The following is a 19,593-nucleotide window of genomic DNA, read 5'->3' on the forward strand; positions in this document are numbered from 1 at the left end:
CCGGATCTTTTTCTTTTTCAATTGATAGTTTTGGACTCAGATGATCAATCCTAACTTTTCAGCTTCTGCAATAACATACTTTTTTGCTTCTTCAGGATCATTCTGGATTTCACCTTCAAGAATAGCTTCTTTAACCTTCTCTTTCAGAATTCCAATTTCACGTCCGGGCTTCAGCTGAAACATCTCCATGATTTCTTCTCCGGATATAGGAGGCTGAAAGTTCCTTACCTGGTCCTTCTCTTCTACTTCTTTTATCTTTACCGCTACATATTCGAAGTTCCTCTTGAACTTTTCCTGTTTTTTTGAATTTTTCGTGGTGATATCAGCCTTACAAAGCGTAAACAGATCTTCAAGATCTTCACCGGCGTCGAATAAAAGTCTTCTTAGAGCAGAATCAGAAGCATCATCCGTAATCAAAGCGATCGGGCGGGATGAAAGTTTGACCATTTTCTGTACATACTTCATATCTGGCCCTAAGGGAAGTTTAAGCTTTTGGAAAAGGGTTTTCACCATTTTCGATCCCAAAAATTCATGACCATGGAAAGTCCACCCGGTTCCTTCAACAAATTTTTTTGTGGGTGCTTTTCCAATATCATGAAGTAACGCTGCCCAACGCAACCAAAGTTTGTCTGTATTGACGGAAATATTATCTACAACCTCCAAAGTATGGTAAAAGTTATCTTTATGGGTCTGTCCTTCCACCTCTTCTACCCCTTTCAGTTCAATCAATTCAGGAATGATGTATTTTAAAAGACCGGTTTGTTCCAGCAGGCTTAATCCAATAGACGGCTTTTCAGAAAGCATAATCTTATTGAATTCTACCATAACCCTCTCCTTCGAAACAATTTTAATCCTTTCTACCTCCCGGCTGATTGCGGATAACGAGTTTTCCTCTATCGTAAACTGTAAGGTAGAAGCAAAACGAACCGCTCTCATCATTCTCAAGGGATCATCAGAATACGTCTGTGCAGGTTCTAAAGGGGTTCTTAATATTCCCTTTTCTAAATCTTCTACTCCATTAAACGGGTCTATAAGTTCCCCGAAATTATCTTTATTTAAAGAAATTGCCATTGCATTGATCGTGAAATCCCTTCTCTTCTGATCATCTTCCAATGTTCCCCCTTCCACTTCCGGCTTTCGGCTGTTTTCATTATAGCTTTCCTTTCTTGCTCCCACAAATTCCAGCTCAAGATCTTTATATTTGATCATTGCGGTTCCATAGGTTTTGAACACGGAAACCTTCATTTTCGGATCAATTTCCGCAGCCACGCTTTGTGCAAGCTCTATCCCGCTTTGTTCAGTAACAAAATCAATATCTGTAGACGCTTTTCTTTTCATCAGTAAATCCCGCACATATCCGCCAACAATATATACTGATTGATTATTCCGGGCTGCAACCTCCGAAATGATTTTAAAAAGCTTTAGATTTTTATTTTGATTGAGATTAATGAACATATTTATTATTTAATGTAAAACCATTAAGAAACCAGGTTATTGGACTTGTTTAAAATTCCATGCATTTTAAACAGACTCCACTTCCCACTCTCTTAATGGTTATAATGATTTTGCAAAGATAATTAAAATCTTGTTTTCTACTCCCGAAGTACCTTGATTCTATTATCACTCCATATTTTGATAACTGAAGATCCGGAATACTTGGAAACCTTTTCCCTGTCTTCTTCCACTGCATAATCAACCATGTTAATGATCTCCGGAGAGATATCCGAAAATTTTAACGGACTCTTGTCTCCGCTAAAATTTGCTGAAGTAGAAACCAAAGGTTTATTCAGTTTTGTGATGAGTTTTTTACAAAAATCATTTTTCACTAACCGAATTCCAATACTTCCATCTTCTGCCAACAATTCTTCAGGTAAGCCTCTAGGATTTTCATAAACAATAGTTACCGGTTTTTCACTTAAATCAATAATTTCCCAGGCCATTTCCGGAACATCAACCAAGTCCTGAAGCCTTTTTTCAGATTCCACCAAAATGATCATCGACTTGTTTTTTTCGCGCTTCTTAATCTCAAAGATCTTATTAACAGCCTCTATATTAGTAGCGTCGCAACCAATTCCCCAAATTGTATCTGTAGGATAAAGAATAGTTCCACCGGATTTTAATATATTGATAATGTTTTCCATTTTTAATATTTAGAATTATGAGAAAAATGAAAGAGAAAGAATCTCTTATATACAATTTTTCAAATTGAATTTACATGTCAAAAATACGGATTTTCCATTAGGTTTTGGTTGAAGCCATCGGAATAAAAAAATACATCAATACAATTTTATAACAAGAGCATATAATCAATAAAGGTGGGCTAAAGCCCACCCAAAAAATGATAAAAAAATATCATTCTATTTTTTCAAATTTGGTAAATACCTCTCTTCAATAACATTCAGATGGTGATAATTATGCCCTACAATTAACTTACCTACTGTCTCTGCTGAAATAGAATTTCCGTTAGCGTTTCCTACCGTAGCCAAAGCATCAGGCTGTAAACTTTCAAGGAGGATCTTAGAAGATTTCCTTACCAGCTGATACTCATCCAGTAAAGATTTCAGGCTTCTGTCATTAGCATGAGAATTATTTGCGTATTCATTTTCATCAAAACCTGGTAAATCTTTCTGCTCGCCTCTGGCGATCGCCAAAATCCTGTATTGAAAAACTCTTTCTGTGTCGGAAAGGTGTAATAATAATTCCTTTAAGGTCCATTTTCCTTCTGCGTACGCAAAATGAGATTGCTCTTCAGAAAGGGCGGAGTAAATATTGGTTGTCTTTTCTTCTGATCTTTGTATTTCTTCCTGCCATTTTCCGGAAGGAATAAGATCGAGGTATCTTTGAATGTATTTTTGAAATTCAGTCATATGTGAGTGATTATGGGTTATTGATGATAATTGATGTGTGATGAGTGATAAATGATGAAATTTAGACCAATGTTTATATGATGTTTATTACATCAGATCTTGATTTCTGGCTCTTGGTTCTTGGTTCTCGGTTCCTAAATCTGTCCCTCCTCTTTCTATTCTTCCGGATTACTCCATTCATAGAAATTAACAGAATCGTAGAGCTTAAAACCACAAGCCGGATATAATTGATTTCCTATGTCATTGCTTTTTCCTGTTTCCAATAACACTCCGCAGGCATCCGAGGATTTGCAAAGCTCCTTTGCTTCTTCTATCAACTGTTTTGAATAGCCCTTTCCTCGATATTGGTCATTAACATAAAGATCATTGAGCAACCAATAGCGTTTCATTCTGGTTGAGGAAAAAATAGGATATAGCTGAACAAAACCAATTAATTTATCTTCTTCCTGAGCAACAAAAATTTCAGAATCCTGATTCAGGATCCTTTCTTTTAAAAAGTTTTCAGCAGCCGGGATATCAGATACCTTATGGTAGAAAATCCTGTATTGATCAAACAATCCGGATAACTCTTCTATATCCGAAATATTTGCTTTTCTTGTATTTTTCATATGATATAATGCTTATCGGTGATCATAGCTCAGCACCCGCTTGAGTTTCCACTGGTTATGGTCGAAGATCCACAAGTGGGTAAATTTTGCTTTTCCGGTCTTATTCCATTTTCCATTGTTGTTTTCGAAAAACTCATGGTCACCTTCCTGTATAAATCCATATAAGGTTTTATTATTATACAGAGGATACACTTTCATACTTCCGGGAACAAGTTCTCTTTTTATTTTACCGGGAACGCTGCAGATGTTATTTTTTACAGAAGCTATAAACGCTTCTTTACCCAGAGTAATACCTCCAATATCATGATAGAATTCAAGGTCATTACTTATGATATCATTATAGTGGGAAGGATTACATTTATTAAATCCTTCTTTGAAAACCAAACTATCCAATTTCATGGCGGTTTGAAAGAGTTCATCAGTAGATTTAACCTGTGCATATAATAGCTGGTTAAAAATACTCAGGATAAAAATAATTGTAATCCTTCTCACTACTATATTATCTCAATTAAGAAAAAGCTCTTTCCAGGTCAGCGATAAGATCTTCAGCATCTTCAATTCCAACGCTTAGACGAACCAAATCATCCGTGATGCCTAATTCAGCTCTTTTTTCAGCAGGAATGGAAGCGTGAGTCATCAATGCAGGGTGATTAGCAAGAGATTCTACTCCACCTAAAGATTCAGCAAGGGTGAAGACTTTTACTCTTTCCAGGAATTTGATGGCATCTTCTTTCTTTCCGGATTTAAAAGTAAATGAAACCATTCCTCCAGCTTCCTTCATTTGGGATTTTGCTAATTCATACTGTGGATGAGATTCCAATCCCGGATAGATTACCTTATCAACTGCAGGGTGGCTTTCAAGATATTTTGCGACTTCCAGTCCGTTATCCGAATGTCTCTGCATTCTTAATGCCAGGGTTTTAATCCCTCTAAGAACCAGATAAGAATCATGTGGTCCTAAGATACCTCCACTTGCAAATTGGATGAAATGTAGTTTCTCTCCCAATTCAGCATCTTTAGCAATAAGAGCTCCTGCAATAACGTCTGAATGTCCTCCTAAATATTTTGTTGCGGAGTGCATAACAATGTCAGCTCCCAGATCGATAGGTCTTTGTAAATAAGGCGTTGCAAAAGTATTATCTACGGCTACCAAAATATCTTTTCCTTTAGCGATATCAACAACAGCTTTGATGTCCACTAATTTCATCAGAGGATTCGTAGGTGTTTCTACCCAGATCAGCTTTGTTTTATCTGTAATAAATTCTGAAATTTTAGAAACATCATCAAAATTCACGAAAGTAAATTTCAATTGGTATTTCTCAAAAAGTCTTGTAAACATTCTGTATGTTCCACCATACAAATCATCAACAGCTATTACCTCATCTCCCGGGTTCAGTAACTTCAAAACACAATCGATCGCTGCAAGACCTGAACCGAAAGCAAGACCTCTTGCTCCATTTTCAATACTTGCCAAAGAATCTTCTAAAGCCTGTCTTGTAGGATTGGCAGCTCTCGAATATTCGTAACCGGAATGAACACCCGGACTTTTTTGTGCAAAAGTAGAAGTTAAAAATACAGGAACATTTACGGAACCTGTTGCAGATTCATGGTGCTGGCCACCGTGAATAACTTTTGTATTAAAATTCATAATATTTTTTTTAATCCAACAATCCAACAGTGTAATTATTTAAAAATACTACTGATGCATTACACTATGAGATTGATATATTAGTAATTGGTTTACATTTTTATCGCAGATTTTACCGCAAATTCTTCTGCCATTTGTTCGATCCACTGCGCCACATCTTCTTCTCCCGTCGCTCTCTGATAGGTATTCCCTAATGAAACTAAAATCTGGTGAATGAACATTTTCATCTGATCCACAGGCATTTCTTTTGTCCAAAGATCAATTCTTAATGCTTCCATTGCTTTTTCATCCCAAACAGAAATCATCGTTGCCTTAGTTTCTTCTTTTTCAATTCCTCCATCCTGAGCATTCCATGTTATGGTTTCCGGAATGTGATTTTCATCTAATTCAACGTCTATCGTTATCTGAGTCTTTCTCATATCAATTTTAAATTTTTCACAAAGTTAATACTTCTTGAGCTTATCTAAAATTTCTACGAAATTATCTTCATCAGGAAAAGGGCTGTTCATGTTAAAAACTTTTCCATCAGGATCTATAATAATAAATCTGGGAATAGTTTGAATTTTATACCTGCTCATAAACTCCTGAGCATCCGCCAGCCAGTATTGAGGTACTTTGGATGGTTTTGTTTTTAGATAATTTAGCCATTTTGATTTATCCTGGTCAAGACTTATTGAAATAAACTGAATATTACTATAGTATTGATATTTAATGCTTCTCATGTCAAATATCGGCCGGATCTGTTTACAAGGGCCACACCATGTTGCCCATAAATCAATGATCACATATTTTCCACGGTATTGCGAAAGCTGGTGCGACTTCCCTTTGTTATCCAGAAATTTTAAATCTACAAATGCGGCTCCTTTTTGAGAGATGGTCAGCTGTTCATATTTCGATGTTGCCAGCTTTTTATAATCATTATCTCCTAACATCCGGAATTCTCTTTCAAAAAGCTGCTTCCTTAAAGTACTATCCGATTCCAGCTCCATGGTCTTTATAAGATGTTTACTAACCAAACGGTCTTTGTCGATATTACCGGGTAACGCATTTAATTTCACAAAAAGAATACTGTCAGGATTGGACAACCGGTCCCTGTCGGTAAGCATTTTATCCAATCTGTATTGTAAGTAATCATCATTTTTACTTAACAGAACCGTCGGATTTTTAATTTTAGAATTTAGTTCGTTTAAAAATTCTTTCGGAGCAGTAAATTTAGGGTCATCCCAGGAAGTCATTTTCCGATAGTTATTAATCTCGTTCAAATACTGAATGGCAAGAAGCTGCTTCCTGTAAGATTTATATTCATCAGATAAGGCATTATTTTCAGCATCTGTATAATGTTCCAATCTCTTAATATTTTTATTCCAATCGGATTGCGCTAGCTGATAAAACTCTGAAGGATTATCATTGTATTTCTGTTGCTCCACAGCATATGAGAATTCATATCCGAATCCATCTTCTTCTGTATTATACTGCTGTTCGGCAGACCTGTTGGAGATTAGAAAATATTGAATTTTTAAAGGATTACAACGGATGTCAAAATCAAAATGGTCTCCGCTTCCCATCATGAAATCGATTCTTTTGGTTCCAAATTCAAGACTATATTGATCAAATGGAATCTGTTGACGGGTTTCCCACAGGAATGATCCGTTTTTTACAATGGCACTTCCTACCTGCTTATGAAAATCCTTAGAGAATATTTTTACAGAATCAATCTTCAGATCAGTATGTAAGGTACCTTTGATAACAACCCCTGCACCTTTACTTTTGTAATCTTTAGGTTGCTGTATAATGAAAAATATTCCTGCTGAAACTATAATAAAAACAGATGAAAGTATTATCTGCTTTTTATGACGTAGAAATGCAGATTTAAACCCTTTTCCTCTGTACCAGAAATAACCTATAATAAAAAATACAATGGCCCAGAATATACTTAGATATTCACTGTAAGTGATAAAATAATTCAGGTTTCTTACATTAGGCGTTTTGGAGAGGATATACATAGAGTTGTAGGGGCAAAAAGGAAATGCTGCTCTTTGTACCAGAGAATAGGTATTGACTATAAGCCCTAAAATACCCACCAAAAAAGCCCATATAAAACCTGGAAAAGCTACTGATATGCAGAGCTGAACAGCCGCCACACCCAATACTCCGATGCATAATCTTATGAACATCTTAAGCATCCAGATTGTATCGAAGCTTAACAATTTTGTTGTACTTGGGTGAATATAATAATCCAGAAATGAAAAGATATTACTGAATGTAAAATAAGAAGCAATACATAAGAAACTTAGTAATAACAATACCACATATTTTGCGAGATACAATTGCAGTTTGCTGATGGGCTGAGTTTCCATAAGCTGCCATCCATTATTTTTATGATCTACCTGAGCGATCCTGTTGGCCGCAATAACGATATAAAGCAAAAGAAAAAAGATGGAAAAGGCTTTAAAACTATCCGTTATAGAGCTTTCAAAAACAGAAAGAGGAAGCTCTTCCTCTGTAATAAATCGGGGATTAAAAGTGCTGGTCAAAAAAGCAAGAAGAGGAATCAGCATACCAAGTACTATTGCTAAATAAACCAATCCCAAACCTTTTATTTTAAGCCATTCCGTATTGATGAGTGTTGTTAACTTTTTCATTTGTGCTGTTTTTAATTTTTTGTTATTTCCATGAACCAATCTTCCAATCCCGCACTATTTTTGATTTCAAAAATCTCGGCTTCATTTACAACCAGTTTCTTGGTAAGTCTGATGATGTCTTCCCTTGATTGCACGGTAATTTCTAAAGTATGATCATCAATTATCTGAGGGGCATAATATTCAGGAATATGTTGTAAAAATTGAGGTGCATTATTGAGTCCTATCCTCATATGGTTATGGCGGTAATGGGTGTTAAGCTCTTCAACACTTCCGGAAAATTTGATGGCTCCATGCGATATAATAGCAAGGTGGGTGACCATTTTTTCCACTTCCTGCAACAAATGACTTGAAATGAATATCGTAATCCCCTGTTCTTTGTTGAGTTTAAGCAATAGTTCTCTGATCTCTAACATCCCGTTAGGATCAAGACCATTCACCGGCTCGTCGAGGATCAGAAGTTCGGGATTACCAAGAAGTGTCATAGCGATTGCAAGCCTTTGCTTCATCCCTAATGAATATTTCTTCATTTTCATTTTCCTGCTGTCCCAGAGATCTACCAGATTCAAAACTCTTTCACACTCAGAATCAGGGAGGTTTCTTAATTTGGAAAGAATAGTAAGATTATCCCAGCCGGACAAATGATCATAAAAGGCAGGGCTATCTATAAGGCTTCCGATCCTTTGAAACCCATCAGGATAAAGTTCAGGTAATTTCTGACTAAAAATTTCAATGGTATTGTTTTCATCGGGAATACTGCCCAGCATAAGCTTCATGGTCGTTGATTTACCCGCTCCGTTAGCTCCCAGGAACCCAAAAACACTTCCTTTCGGAACCGAAAGGCTCACATTTTTAAGAATAAGTTTATTTTTTGAAAATCCGTAACTGAGGTCCCGGATTGTAATCAGATTTTCCATACATAGGTATTTTTGATTAGTGTCTAAAAAATAGAAAAGACCTTTTGTTCTTCACAAAAGGTCTTATATAGGTCTTAAAAATAATCTATTTTGTTACAGCAGGCTTATAACCAGATTGGTTAAAAATTTCAGTTGCATCCATTTTAAGAAAATCTGTAAGCTTTACCTCAGGCTTTTCTTTCAAATATTTTTTACAGATCTGCCATCCTGTATAAATACCGATCTGCGGAGACGATTCGTTGTCGATATCGGTATAAAATTTAGAAAAAGGTCCCGGAGAGATAAAACGCTCCTCCAGTCTGTGATCATCCCCAAACAATAAATTATTCTCGACAAAATAATTCCAGATGTTGCCTTCATTACTTACTGCCCACTCATACTGCTTTTTCGTATAATTCATTTTAAGGTAATCAGGAGTATCCGGAAGAAATGCGTCCTGGAGGATCATTACTTTTCCGTTATATATCAGCTGGTCAATAAACTTCTGATGATCTGTAGAGAAAGGAACAATGTTTTCGGCAAACATCCTTGATACTTTAGGGACAATATTGTTTGGATTCATGGATTTCTGGAAATACAATTCCAGTCCTTTGTAATTTGGGTTTTTGTCCCCCATGAACCCGGTAATATCTATAAACAAAAGGTTTCCTTTTTCATCATAAAAAACCGGATCCTGAATCATTTGCAACGCTGATGAAAAAAGATACACTTTAGGGCTTTTAAATTTCGGGAAATAATGCCTGATATGTGAAAACAGGTCCTGAAGCTCTTTTTGGAGTTTCTTCTGATCAATTTTTGCAACGGCCTCTCTATAAATCTTTATTTCTTCTGCGTCAGCTCTTCTCTTTCCAAAATCTTCATCAGAAACAGTACCCTGAAACCAAGGAAACTCCGATTTAAATTTTTCCAGAGGGATATTCTGGTCGTAGAATTGACTGGAAATATCTGTCATCTCCACTTTTTCGGCAGGTTCCTTTAATTCTACTTTCCATACATTGTCCGGTTCTTTCTTGCAGGAATACAATCCTAAAACTAATATAGAAGAAAGCGCTATAGTTCTAAAAATCTTCATTATTTTTACAGAAATTTAAGGTTACGAAAATACGGATTTAAACATAATATCATCATGAAAAATAAATAAACAGCTTGCTTTGCTGCAATATTTTCCTTTTTTATGATTTAAAATACCCATTCCATTTCGAAATCTGTTATTGATTAAAAAATAAACATATGCAACTGGAAACTGAAAGACTGATTCTAAGAAAATTCGAAACTGATGATGCCGAGCGTCTTTTCCTTCTGGATTCCGATCCGGAAGTGGTAAAGTATGTATGTACTCCCCCGGCAAAAGATATCAGTGAATCTGAAAATGTTATTAAAATGATTCAACAGCAATACGAGGATAATGGTGTGGGAAGATTTGCAGTGATTGAAAAGAAGAGCAATCTTTTAATCGGATGGAGCGGTTTAAAATTCATCACTACAGAAATAAATGGCTACAAGAACATTTACGATCTCGGTTATCGTTTTATTCCTGAATTTTGGGGTAAGGGATATGCGATTGAATCTGCAAAAGCTTCTTTGGATTTTGGGTTTTATGATCTTGATCTCCCCGTTATATATGCCTGTGCGCATTCTGAGAATACTGGTTCCAATCATATACTGAGTAAGTTAGGGTTTGAAAATAAAGGGGAATTTGAAGAACCGGACGGTATATGCTTTTGGTATGAACTGAAACGTGAAAAATACAATTCAAAAAAATGATTGTAAGACAGGAACTGGAAAAAGATTATCCACAGGTTTTTGAATTGGTGGAACAGGCATTTAAAAATGCGGAACACAGCGACCATCAGGAACAGTTTTTAGTAGAAAAGCTAAGAAGATCGGATGCTTTCATTCCAGAATTATCCATTGTCGCCGAAATAGAAAACGAAATTGTTGGCCATATACTTTTTACCAGGCTGTCCGTTAAAAATAATGACAAAGCCTTCAATTCATTGGCTCTGGCTCCTGTTTCCGTGAAACCTCAATATCAGGGACAAGGAATAGGTAGTCAACTGATCAGTTATGGACATAAAATTGCCAGGGAATTGGGTTATGAATCAGTCATTTTAATAGGCCATGAAAAGTATTATCCGAGATTTGGATATAAAAAAACAAGTAATTTTGGAATATCATTTCCTTTTGACCTTCCGGAAGAAAATGGGATGGCTATAGAATTGATACCCGATGCTTTAAAAAATGTAACCGGGATTGTAACATATCCTAAAGAATTTGGAATAGATTAAAAATATCATATATAATGCAGACACAAAAAGTAATTGATCATATTGTAAGCTGGTTAAAAAATTACGCAGAAAAATCAAAAGTAAACGGATATGTGATTGGAGTATCGGGAGGTGTTGACTCAGGAGTAGTATCAACACTAGCAGCTATGACCGGTCTGAAGACTTTATTAATAGAAATGCCGATCCGTCAGAAAGAAGATCAAGTAAATCGTGCATGGGAGCACATGAATGATCTAAAGTCAAGATTTCCTAATGTAGAAGCCATGTCTGTTAATCTGACTCCTGCTTTTGAAGAACTGTACAAGACTTTCGATGTAAAGGATGATTTGTATCCGAATGAAAAATTAGCTTTTGCCAATACAAGGTCACGTTTGCGTATGCTTACCTTATATTATTATGGACAGCTTAACGGCTTATTGGTTTGTGGAACCGGAAATAAGGTCGAGGATTTCGGAATCGGATTTTACACCAAATATGGAGACGGAGGTGTTGATGTTTCCCCTATTGCAGACCTTTATAAAACAGAAGTTTATACACTTGCAAGAGCTTTGAACCTTGTTAAAAATATCCAGGAAGCTATTCCTACAGATGGACTTTGGGATGTAGACAGGACTGACGAGCAACAAATTGGTGCCACCTATCCGGAACTTGAAAAGATCCAGAAGGAATATGGTTCTAAAACTGCAGAAGATTATGAGGGACGTGATCGCGAGGTATTCTTAATATTTGACAGAATGCATAAAGCAGCCCAGCATAAAATGAATCCTATTCCTGTTTGTGATATTCCTGAAGAATGGAGATCATAAAATAATCAGTATGCTAATATCACCGTCTTGGTAAAATTGGTAGATTGTTTATATTGGTAAAGTATATAATAGCGTATGAATAGTAAAATGAGACTCGTATTTTTTGCCTGCATCGGCCTTCTGTTTGGAATGTCTGTGATGTATATTTTCAATAAGTTTTCTGGTACAGAAAAAGGTATTCAGAATCCAAAAGCTGAATACAGCACAACTGCCGGTACAGCAAATCAACAATCTATCGATCAGCTTACCGCAGAAAAAACGGTAATCAGTTATGTAAAGGAACATCATCAGTTACCTGATTATTACATTACAAAAAATGAAGCCAGAAAGCTTGGCTGGAATCCTTCGAAGGGAAATCTTTGCGATGTTCTCCCCGGGCGTGCCATCGGAGGGGATCGCTTCGGAAACAGAGAAAGAAGTCTTCCGCAAGGCAATCAATACTATGAAGCTGATGTAAATTACAGTTGTGGAAGTAGAAATGCCGACCGTATTATTTTCACAAAAGAAGGGGATGTATATCTTACCAAAAATCATTATAAAAGTTTTGAAAAACAGTAGCTGCTTAATCAGCATACTGATGCTTATTCTATTTTCCTGTTCAGATAAATCGCATAAGCTGACAATGGAAAATAAAGGATTGATAGTATTGGTTCAGCCGTTTAATGATTTAAAACCTGAAAGTGTAAAATTCGTAAGCAATGAGATCAGGAAAATATATCCGGATATAAAAATTCTGAATGCTATAGATTTACCGAAAGAGGCTTATTATCCGGAGAGAAAACGCTACAAGGCCGATTCTGTTATCAGATTTTTAAATAACAGAACCGACAAAGGTTATGTCACAATCGGCTTAACATCAAAAGATATAAGCACCACTAAGGGTAAAATAAAAGACTTTGGTATAATGGGACTCGGTTATAGACCCGGAAAAGCATGCGTAGCATCAAATTTCAGATTAAATAAAGCAAAAGCTGATGAACAGCTTTTTAAAATTGCCATTCATGAACTTGGTCACACACAGGGATTGGAGCATTGCCCTGAAAAAACATGTTTTATGAGGAGCGCAGAAGGTAAAAATCCCACAGATGAAGAGGTGGATTTTTGCAAAAAATGCAAAGCCTTTTTAATAAATAAAAATTGGAAATTCAATTCAATATGAAAACAGTATATATAGATTTTACAGATATAGGAGATTATGAAGATTTCTATAGCCAGTTGAAAGAAAAAATCAGTCTTCCGGAACATTTTGGGGACAATCTTGATGCCCTTTATGATGTTATTACGGGTGATCTGGAAATGCCTCTGCATCTTGAGTTTGTTAATTTAACGGTAGATCAGCTGGAATTATTTGAGGACCTGCTCACCACCCTAGAAGATGCAGAAGAAGAGCTTGAGGGTTTTACTTTCAGCTATTACCTGGAGCAATATGAAGATGATGACGAAGAAGCTCCCGAAGAAGACTAAACTTAAATCCCATCAAAAAAATAAAACTCGCAGATATATCTGCGAGTTTTTTTGGCCTGAGTCAAATAAAAGTGTCCAATTTTTATCTACTGTTTAATGAATTTTAGACTTTGTAAAATTTCCCCCTTCACAAAAATCTGCAGTATGTAATTCCCTGTCGACAATGAGGAAACATTAATCTGATTTCCTGCAGAATCTGAGGTCATTACTTTCTGACCGACCATATTATAAATTTCAGCTTTTTCTATTTTTTCAATTCCCTTCACGTAGAGGATATCTTTTACCGGATTGGGATAGACAGATATTCCCTGACCTTTTTTGATTGTTTCGTGGGTAGATAAGAATTCAGAAAGGTCCAGATAGAATGCTACAATCTGATTGGAAGAATTCGTTCCAACACCTGCTATTTTTTTTCCATCATGGGAAATAGCCAATGGCAGGGACATGGTTACTCCCTGAGTATTGATCCCCAGGCTTGTCGCATAATCATTTAGATTGATTCTCCCCACGGCAGCAGTCCATATAAAGCCTTCTCCAGACATCGGAGGTGCTGCAAAAGGCCTGAAATAACCTATTACCGTTCCGCCATCAGCAGAAATTCCGGTTGCACCGCCTCTGAAGAAGGCTGAGGAATTAGGATGTGTAATGTAAGTAAGTCCTGAAGTACTGTTCCATACATAAGGATTGGGCATACCTGCCCCAATTATTGTGTTTCCGTCGGCAGAAACGGCTCCTGCTTCGCCAACATTATTTCCGTTACTGTCTGTAATATAGCTTTCTGTTCCATTCACCCATTTAGCACCACTTCTGGTTCCGTTGTCTTCATCCTGCCAGCCAACCACAACCGTCCCATCAGCATTTACGGCATTAGCCCTCGAACTTCTTCCCGAAACCATGCTTCCCAGGTCTACCATTCCGTTTTGTGCAGTCCATTTTACCGCATGAGCATTGGCAGCAGTTAACCATCCTAATCCTACAATGATACTTCCGTCATACGACAATCCCCAGGTAGAACTTACAGAACCGTCCCATCCTGTAGGAACAAGTCCTCCCAGGGAAGTCCATGTTGAATTAGCGATATCATAAACTGATATCTCATTAAATCCCGTACCCGTATTGGTCATTGTAGAGGCAATTTTTGTCCCATCATTAGAAATTACAGCCCTCCCTGCACCGGGATAGCCATTAGAGGTTGCTCCGATCTGAGACAACCCGTTAACTGCGTCCCATTTAAAAATCTGGCCACCACTACTCTGCATGCTTACAACCCCGTTATCAGATACTGCACCCGGTGAGTAATTGGCTGTCGCCATCACCGTCACCTGAGCATTCACGACCGAAAACAGGTTGAATAAAAAGTAAGCGTATACCGTTTTTGTTAAAATCTTGTAAAAGTTTTCCATATTTATTTGGTTTTAATATTTTGAATTGGCGGAAACAATATTAATATTATATTTACCATTTAAAAAGAATTTGGCTTACATAATTCGTGAAATCCAAAAACATTTAAAATTTAAATAATTAAAAATCAACATATTATAAAAATTCAACTTTGAGGACAGATTGTAAGACGATTGAAAAAAGAAAAGCAAAAAACGAATTATTTTTATCTTGTAGTGTCATAAAATGTGCGATTTTACTCCTGACTTTTTTATCCTCCGTTTTTTACCATGCCCAATCCGGCCCCGATTTTTCCATTTTAGCAGATAAAGCATTTCAGAAGCTTTACCAGAATCCGGATAACTGTATCAGTTATACCCAAAGCTTATTGATCAGCGACCAGAATACAGAGCATAAAATGGTTCTGCAAAATATAATCTCACAGGCTTACGCCATGAAAGGGGATTATGTACAATCCGTTACAACATCAGCACAGCAAAATGATTCCGAAAGAAAAAACCTTTCTTATTTTATGCAGCTGTTCAGCGATTATAATCTCGCGGATCAATACCAGAATTTAGATCTGTATAACCAGTCCGGAGAGATTATTTCCCGTCTTTTATCAGATTCTAAACTATTAAAAAATGACAGCCCGAAGTCTAAAATTACCGTTGCCAAACTGTATCAACTGCAAGCCATCAATTCTGCCATTATAAGAAATTTTGATACCGCTTTTGCGAATCTTAACAAAAGTGATCAGTATATTGATCTTCATAATGAGGAAAACCGCATGATCAGCATAGAAAATAAAATCTTCCGTGCCTCCTATCTGCTTCGGCAAAACAAGTATATTGATGCTAAAAAAATATTGGATCTTGTTATTTCTGATGTTGAGAGAAGCCCCGACCAACCTTTTCTCTCCGCTTTAGCCAATGAAAATTTATCCCGTTATTATTTTCTTAACGGAAATTATAAAACAGCCCTTGCCCATCTTGAAAAAGGACTTTCTGAAATTGAAGATCTTCCTTATAATAATTTGAAACTGAAGATATATGAATCACTGGCAAAAACCAATTTCGCTTTACATAATGATATAAAATATCACCAATACAATAAGCTGTATATCGAATTAAGATCTAAACTGGATTTCAATCAAAAAGAAGGTATACGGTATATCGTTAAATTGGTAGAAACTTACCAGAATAACAACCTTGAATTCCAGAAACAGAATGAGTCCAGGAAATTATGGATTTTAACCTTTATCATTCTTGCAGTTATTACAGCATTGGTTATCTATTTCTTTCTGGAAAAAAACAAAAATAAGGACCTGAAAAAACAGCTGTACTTTTTTGAAAAACAAAAACTGCGGGCACTTTCCGTTCCTCTTAAAACAGATCATGTGGAGACCGGAAAAGAAAACAGAATTGACCTTAACTCTGAAAAAGACACCCATAAAATTTCGAAAGAGAAAGAAAAAGAAATTCTCCAAAAATTGAATGAGTGGGAGCAATCTCACCGGTACCTTAACCGCAATATGTCTCTTTCATCTTTATCCGCACAGATGGGAGTTAACACCAAATATTTATCTGAAGTAATCAATACCAGCAAAGGTAAAAATTTTAATGGGTACATCAACGAGCTCAGAATCAACCATATCGCTCATTTATTAAAGACAGATCCCAGCTTTCTTCACTATAAAGTAAGCTATCTGGCAGAGTTTTCAGGATTTTCGTCGCACAGTGCTTTTACAACAGTATTTAAATCAGTAACGGGAATGTCTCCCAATGTATATATTCAGGAAATCACAAAAAATAAAGCATTATGAGAATAGAATCCCATACCATTTTTATGATCATATTATTTGTTAACTCTTTTTTCGTATGTGCTCAGAGCATTTCTCATGATTCACTGCTCAAAAAGGCCCGCCTCGATATTTATGATAACCCCGATCACGCTATAGCCATTGGAAAAAATTTATTGAAAAAGGAAAAGGATATTAACAAGTCCATATCTGTTTATCTGTTATTGTCTACCGCAAATATTGCAAAAAGAAACTTTGATGAATCATTTCAATATATTCTGAAAGCAAAAGACCTGGCTCAAAAGACCAACGATCTGAAACTACAAACCAGTGTTTTGGTTTCCGTAGCTATACAATACCAGCAAATGGAACTATTCAGTAAGAGTCTGGAAACCCTTAATGAAGCTGACCGTTATTTAGAGCGTCTTCCAAAAGAATCTCCTGAAAAACTTATTGAAACAGCTAGAAGCTATGCTATCCGGGGCATGATTTATAAAAGCCAGTCCAACTCGGAAATTGCTCTGGAAAAATTCCTGATCTCTATCGGGAATTTTGAAAAAGTAAAAATGAAGAAAACCACCTTTGCCAATATGAGTGTGGTTTATTACAACATAGGTTATTGCTATCTTAATCTGAATGAACAGGAAAAAGCCAGGCAGGCATTTATCCGCTCTATACAATACGCAGAAAAACTCAATGCCAAAAGTCTCAAAGCATTTGCCCTTAAAGGCTTGGCAGAAATGTACAAGCAAAACCGGGAAAATGAAAAAGCCCTGGGACTTCTTATCCAGGCAGAAAGCCTTTCTCAAAATACAGGAGACCTCATCCTCAATGAGGGAATCTACAAAGAAATGTCAGAAAACTATCTGGCCATGGGAAAGCCTGACCTTTACCAGGTTTACAACAAAAAGTATTTTGAAATGCGATTTAAAAGGGAACAAAGTGAATTAAGCTCCATTAATCATTCCATCAATAACCACAACAGGGAAACACAGAAGAAAGCGAAAGAACTTAGAAATAAATACAACTATCTTAGTATTGGGATTATTTTATCCGGTTCAGCAATTATTGCTATTCTCATTTACTTCATCGTAAGTATTAGGAATCGAAATAATAAATACCATAAAGAAATTCAATTACTGATCAGATCATAATCTGAAAATTTCAGCATGACCAACAAAAAAGCATCCCGAAAGGAATGCTTAATAATGTATACTATGTGGTAAGTTTATTTTCCAATCACTTCCGTAATAGGATTTCCAACCGTACCACTTGGAAACTGAATTTTAAGTAAAGAAGACACTGTAGGAGCAATATCCGTCATAAAATAAGGTTTATTGCTTTCTCCGTGCTGAACTCCCCATCCCATAAATAATAACGGAATGTGAGAATCATATGAATTCCATACACTGTGCGTTGTCCCTGTTTTTGCATAAGACGGAAGCATGGAATCATGAGAGATCAGCTGAATATCTCCACTTCTCTGCCTGTTGATTCCGTTGATAATTCTCTGCTTAATCGGCTCCGGGATCGAAGATTCCTGTACTTTGGTTACAGAAACAGCATATAAAACGGTAGGATCATTTTCCAATTCTTTAACTGTAAAATTTACTACATCATCTAATTCGATCTTATTATCTTTTAATAATTTTCTATCAAAATAAATCTGATAGTTGTCTACAGCATTAATCAGTTTGTCTACTCCGAATTTCTCTTTTAATTTCTGGTTGATATCTTTCTGGCTATTTTCTCCAAAGAAACCTGTAGCTATTTTATGCTCTTGCAGGAAACCTACAGAATGTGCCCCTCCATGGTCTGCAGATAGAAAAACAGTATATTCACCCTTTCCTACCTTAGAATCAAGATAATTAAAGAATTCCGCAAGATCCTGGTCTAATCTTAAATAAACATCTTCTACCTCAATCGAGTTAGGTCCGAACTTATGTCCCGCATAATCCGTTGAAGCAAGATTGATCGCTAAGAAATCTGTAACATTATCATTTCCTAACTTCTCCCCTTCCACTGAAGCTTCAGCTAATTTCAGCGTCAAGGTATTACCAAAAGGAGTGTAGCGGATATTGTCTTTTTTATCTTTATAATCTTTTGCGAGATTACTATAAGGGAATGTTGGCGTTTTTGCACTTCCTAAAAGACCTTCCCAAGCAGAGTTATCCGGTGCACTTTCTGTATATTGATTAATAGGCAATAAAGTATTCCATCCGTTAGCAACCAGCTTTTCAGGTAAATTTTGTGAATTGAAAGATTTCACCCACTGTGGCAGATCATTCATATACCAAGTACTGGTAATAAAATTCCCTGTGGAATCATCAAACCAGAACGCTCCGTTTGGAGTATGTCCCGCCGGAAGAATGGAAGCTCTGTCTTTTAAAGATACCCCGATTACCTTTGCCTGGAAATTGGTTGCCAATTTTAGCTCATCCGTCACAGTTGTCGACCAAAGATTCTTCGGCGAGTGGCTTCCTATTTTAGTATTTGTGGTTCCAACAGGCTGTACACTTTCATCGGTAGTACAATAGACATTCTTTCCTGTCTCCTTATCGGTCCAGTCGTTTCCTGCAATTCCATGAATAGCCGGAACAGAGCCTGTATAAATACAAGTATGTCCTAGAGCTGTTATCGTGGGTACATAAGGAATATGAACATTATTTAAAGCATAACCTGTATTCAGCAATCTTTTAAAACCATCATTTCCATACTTATTGTAAAAGCGGTACAGATAATCCCAACGCATCTGATCTACAACTAAGCCTACAACTAATTTGGGTCTTTCTAATTGAGAATTTTTGTTCTTCTGAGCATCAATTGTAACTACGGACAACATGGTAAGTGCCGCAATTGAAATTTTCCTAAGCATCTGGTAAATTTTTATTGCTAGCAAATTTAAGGGTTTTGAAAGTTTTGTAGTATGAAATTTTGATTAAATTTGGATTTTATATCTTAATTAAAACTGATATACTTAATGAGTCTAAAGATATTCTCCATACCAGTCTTTTTCTATTGAACGGCTGCATATGCGATATGAAAATAAGATTTAGTATAAAAAAAGTGAAAACGGATTATTAGATTTTTTGATCCTGAGTTAAGAACAAAGTAAAAAATAAAAATTTCGGAAATGGAATTATCAAAAAATTACAATAATTTTCAAGTGCCGAAA

General features: G+C 36.2%; 20 protein-coding genes. 8 read left to right on the forward strand and 12 right to left on the reverse strand.

The genetic code is table 11. The features are described from left to right. Positions 1-36 precede the first annotated feature (36 nt). The 10 genes from G9C87_RS07635 to G9C87_RS07680 form a co-directional block, all read right to left on the reverse strand. Entirely contained in the window at positions 37-1,455 is a 1,419-nt protein-coding gene (locus G9C87_RS07635; RefSeq protein ID WP_172279806.1) for a CCA tRNA nucleotidyltransferase, read from the reverse strand. A gap of 137 nt (positions 1,456-1,592) precedes the next feature. Next, on the reverse strand, positions 1,593-2,141 hold the full coding sequence (locus G9C87_RS07640) for an L-threonylcarbamoyladenylate synthase (protein ID WP_172279808.1): 549 nt from the start codon (positions 2,139-2,141) through the stop codon (positions 1,593-1,595). 216 nt (positions 2,142-2,357) lie between these two features. Further along, on the reverse strand, positions 2,358-2,867 hold the full coding sequence (locus tag G9C87_RS07645; protein WP_172279810.1) for a DinB family protein: 510 nt from the start codon (positions 2,865-2,867) through the stop codon (positions 2,358-2,360). A gap of 155 nt (positions 2,868-3,022) precedes the next feature. Then, positions 3,023-3,475, reverse strand: a complete 453-nt coding sequence (locus G9C87_RS07650; RefSeq protein ID WP_172279812.1) for a GNAT family N-acetyltransferase — start codon at positions 3,473-3,475, stop codon at positions 3,023-3,025. Positions 3,476-3,487: 12 nt separating this feature from the next. After that, complete coding sequence (locus G9C87_RS07655; protein WP_172279814.1) at positions 3,488-3,967, reverse strand: DUF4440 domain-containing protein; 480 nt, start codon at positions 3,965-3,967, stop codon at positions 3,488-3,490. Positions 3,968-3,983: 16 nt separating this feature from the next. Beyond that, positions 3,984-5,123 carry a cystathionine gamma-synthase gene (locus G9C87_RS07660; protein WP_172279816.1) on the reverse strand — a complete coding sequence of 380 codons (1,140 nt, stop codon included), beginning with the start codon at positions 5,121-5,123 and terminating at the stop codon, positions 3,984-3,986. Positions 5,124-5,215: 92 nt separating this feature from the next. Further along, positions 5,216-5,542, reverse strand: coding sequence for a gliding motility protein GldC (gldC, locus tag G9C87_RS07665; RefSeq protein ID WP_034687059.1), 327 nt, complete (start codon positions 5,540-5,542; stop codon positions 5,216-5,218). 24 nt (positions 5,543-5,566) lie between these two features. After that, a complete protein-coding gene (locus G9C87_RS07670) occupies positions 5,567-7,765 on the reverse strand; it encodes a thioredoxin-like domain-containing protein (RefSeq protein WP_172279818.1) in 2,199 nt (732 codons plus the stop codon). An 11-nt stretch (positions 7,766-7,776) separates the two neighbouring features. After that, positions 7,777-8,679, reverse strand: coding sequence for an ABC transporter ATP-binding protein (locus tag G9C87_RS07675; RefSeq protein ID WP_172279820.1), 903 nt, complete (start codon positions 8,677-8,679; stop codon positions 7,777-7,779). Positions 8,680-8,764: 85 nt separating this feature from the next. Continuing rightward, complete coding sequence (locus G9C87_RS07680) at positions 8,765-9,751, reverse strand: gliding motility protein GldB (RefSeq protein WP_172279822.1); 987 nt, start codon at positions 9,749-9,751, stop codon at positions 8,765-8,767. A 158-nt stretch (positions 9,752-9,909) separates the two neighbouring features. Here G9C87_RS07680 and G9C87_RS07685 point away from each other — a divergent pair, with 158 nt between their 5' ends. From G9C87_RS07685 to G9C87_RS07710, 6 genes are all read left to right on the forward strand, one after another. Further along, positions 9,910-10,443, forward strand: a complete 534-nt coding sequence (locus tag G9C87_RS07685; RefSeq protein ID WP_172279824.1) for a GNAT family N-acetyltransferase — start codon at positions 9,910-9,912, stop codon at positions 10,441-10,443. Further along, complete coding sequence (locus tag G9C87_RS07690; protein ID WP_172279826.1) at positions 10,440-10,967, forward strand: GNAT family N-acetyltransferase; 528 nt, start codon at positions 10,440-10,442, stop codon at positions 10,965-10,967. Before G9C87_RS07685 ends, G9C87_RS07690 begins: the two co-directional genes overlap by 4 nt. A 14-nt stretch (positions 10,968-10,981) precedes the next feature. After that, the gene (gene nadE, locus G9C87_RS07695) at positions 10,982-11,773 is read left to right on the forward strand and encodes an NAD(+) synthase (protein WP_172279828.1); all 792 of its coding nucleotides are present in this window, start codon (positions 10,982-10,984) and stop codon (positions 11,771-11,773) included. 75 nt (positions 11,774-11,848) lie between these two features. Beyond that, positions 11,849-12,331 (forward strand): ribonuclease domain-containing protein, encoded by a 483-nt coding sequence (locus G9C87_RS07700; protein ID WP_172279830.1) that lies wholly within the window; start codon positions 11,849-11,851, stop codon positions 12,329-12,331. 64 nt (positions 12,332-12,395) lie between these two features. Continuing rightward, positions 12,396-12,932 (forward strand): matrixin family metalloprotease, encoded by a 537-nt coding sequence (locus tag G9C87_RS07705; protein WP_228456980.1) that lies wholly within the window; start codon positions 12,396-12,398, stop codon positions 12,930-12,932. Further along, positions 12,929-13,237 carry a barstar family protein gene (locus G9C87_RS07710; protein WP_172279834.1) on the forward strand — a complete coding sequence of 103 codons (309 nt, stop codon included), beginning with the start codon at positions 12,929-12,931 and terminating at the stop codon, positions 13,235-13,237. The genes G9C87_RS07705 and G9C87_RS07710 overlap by 4 nt, the downstream gene beginning before the upstream one ends. An 86-nt stretch (positions 13,238-13,323) precedes the next feature. On the opposite strand, the gene G9C87_RS07715 is transcribed toward G9C87_RS07710, so the two are convergent. After that, entirely contained in the window at positions 13,324-14,640 is a 1,317-nt protein-coding gene (locus G9C87_RS07715) for a T9SS type A sorting domain-containing protein (protein WP_172279836.1), read from the reverse strand. A 149-nt stretch (positions 14,641-14,789) separates the two neighbouring features. Between G9C87_RS07715 and G9C87_RS07720 the strand changes: the two genes are divergently transcribed. Continuing rightward, entirely contained in the window at positions 14,790-16,442 is a 1,653-nt protein-coding gene (locus tag G9C87_RS07720; RefSeq protein WP_172279838.1) for a helix-turn-helix domain-containing protein, read from the forward strand. Further along, entirely contained in the window at positions 16,439-17,572 is a 1,134-nt protein-coding gene (locus G9C87_RS07725; RefSeq protein WP_228456981.1) for a hypothetical protein, read from the forward strand. The genes G9C87_RS07720 and G9C87_RS07725 overlap by 4 nt, the downstream gene beginning before the upstream one ends. A 74-nt stretch (positions 17,573-17,646) precedes the next feature. On the opposite strand, the gene pafA is transcribed toward G9C87_RS07725, so the two are convergent. Then, entirely contained in the window at positions 17,647-19,293 is a 1,647-nt protein-coding gene (pafA, locus tag G9C87_RS07730; protein WP_172279840.1) for an alkaline phosphatase PafA, read from the reverse strand. Positions 19,294-19,593: the final 300 nt, after the last annotated feature.

The sequence above is a fragment of the Chryseobacterium sp. LAM-KRS1 genome, from assembly GCF_013184525.1.
GTDB lineage: Bacteria > Bacteroidota > Bacteroidia > Flavobacteriales > Weeksellaceae > Chryseobacterium > Chryseobacterium proteolyticum.

What these genes read in the sequence shown, in the direction of transcription:
- G9C87_RS07635 (WP_172279806.1), bottom strand. Translation starts at nt 1,455, where the DNA reads ATGTTCATTAATCTCAATCAAAATAAAAATCTAAAGCTTTTTAAAATC.
- G9C87_RS07645 (WP_172279810.1), bottom strand. Translation starts at nt 2,867, where the DNA reads ATGACTGAATTTCAAAAATACATTCAAAGATACCTCGATCTTATTCCT.
- G9C87_RS07680 (WP_172279822.1), bottom strand. Translation starts at nt 9,751, where the DNA reads ATGAAGATTTTTAGAACTATAGCGCTTTCTTCTATATTAGTTTTAGGA.
- G9C87_RS07650 (WP_172279812.1), bottom strand. Translation starts at nt 3,475, where the DNA reads ATGAAAAATACAAGAAAAGCAAATATTTCGGATATAGAAGAGTTATCC.
- G9C87_RS07690 (WP_172279826.1), top strand. Translation starts at nt 10,440, where the DNA reads ATGATTGTAAGACAGGAACTGGAAAAAGATTATCCACAGGTTTTTGAA.
- G9C87_RS07685 (WP_172279824.1), top strand. Translation starts at nt 9,910, where the DNA reads ATGCAACTGGAAACTGAAAGACTGATTCTAAGAAAATTCGAAACTGAT.
- G9C87_RS07710 (WP_172279834.1), top strand. Translation starts at nt 12,929, where the DNA reads ATGAAAACAGTATATATAGATTTTACAGATATAGGAGATTATGAAGAT.
- G9C87_RS07660 (WP_172279816.1), bottom strand. Translation starts at nt 5,123, where the DNA reads ATGAATTTTAATACAAAAGTTATTCACGGTGGCCAGCACCATGAATCT.
- pafA (WP_172279840.1), bottom strand. Translation starts at nt 19,293, where the DNA reads ATGCTTAGGAAAATTTCAATTGCGGCACTTACCATGTTGTCCGTAGTT.
- G9C87_RS07715 (WP_172279836.1), bottom strand. Translation starts at nt 14,640, where the DNA reads ATGGAAAACTTTTACAAGATTTTAACAAAAACGGTATACGCTTACTTT.
- G9C87_RS07675 (WP_172279820.1), bottom strand. Translation starts at nt 8,679, where the DNA reads ATGGAAAATCTGATTACAATCCGGGACCTCAGTTACGGATTTTCAAAA.
- gldC (WP_034687059.1), bottom strand. Translation starts at nt 5,542, where the DNA reads ATGAGAAAGACTCAGATAACGATAGACGTTGAATTAGATGAAAATCAC.
- G9C87_RS07670 (WP_172279818.1), bottom strand. Translation starts at nt 7,765, where the DNA reads ATGAAAAAGTTAACAACACTCATCAATACGGAATGGCTTAAAATAAAA.
- G9C87_RS07725 (WP_228456981.1), top strand. Translation starts at nt 16,439, where the DNA reads ATGAGAATAGAATCCCATACCATTTTTATGATCATATTATTTGTTAAC.
- G9C87_RS07640 (WP_172279808.1), bottom strand. Translation starts at nt 2,141, where the DNA reads ATGGAAAACATTATCAATATATTAAAATCCGGTGGAACTATTCTTTAT.
- G9C87_RS07705 (WP_228456980.1), top strand. Translation starts at nt 12,396, where the DNA reads ATGGAAAATAAAGGATTGATAGTATTGGTTCAGCCGTTTAATGATTTA.
- nadE (WP_172279828.1), top strand. Translation starts at nt 10,982, where the DNA reads ATGCAGACACAAAAAGTAATTGATCATATTGTAAGCTGGTTAAAAAAT.
- G9C87_RS07700 (WP_172279830.1), top strand. Translation starts at nt 11,849, where the DNA reads ATGAATAGTAAAATGAGACTCGTATTTTTTGCCTGCATCGGCCTTCTG.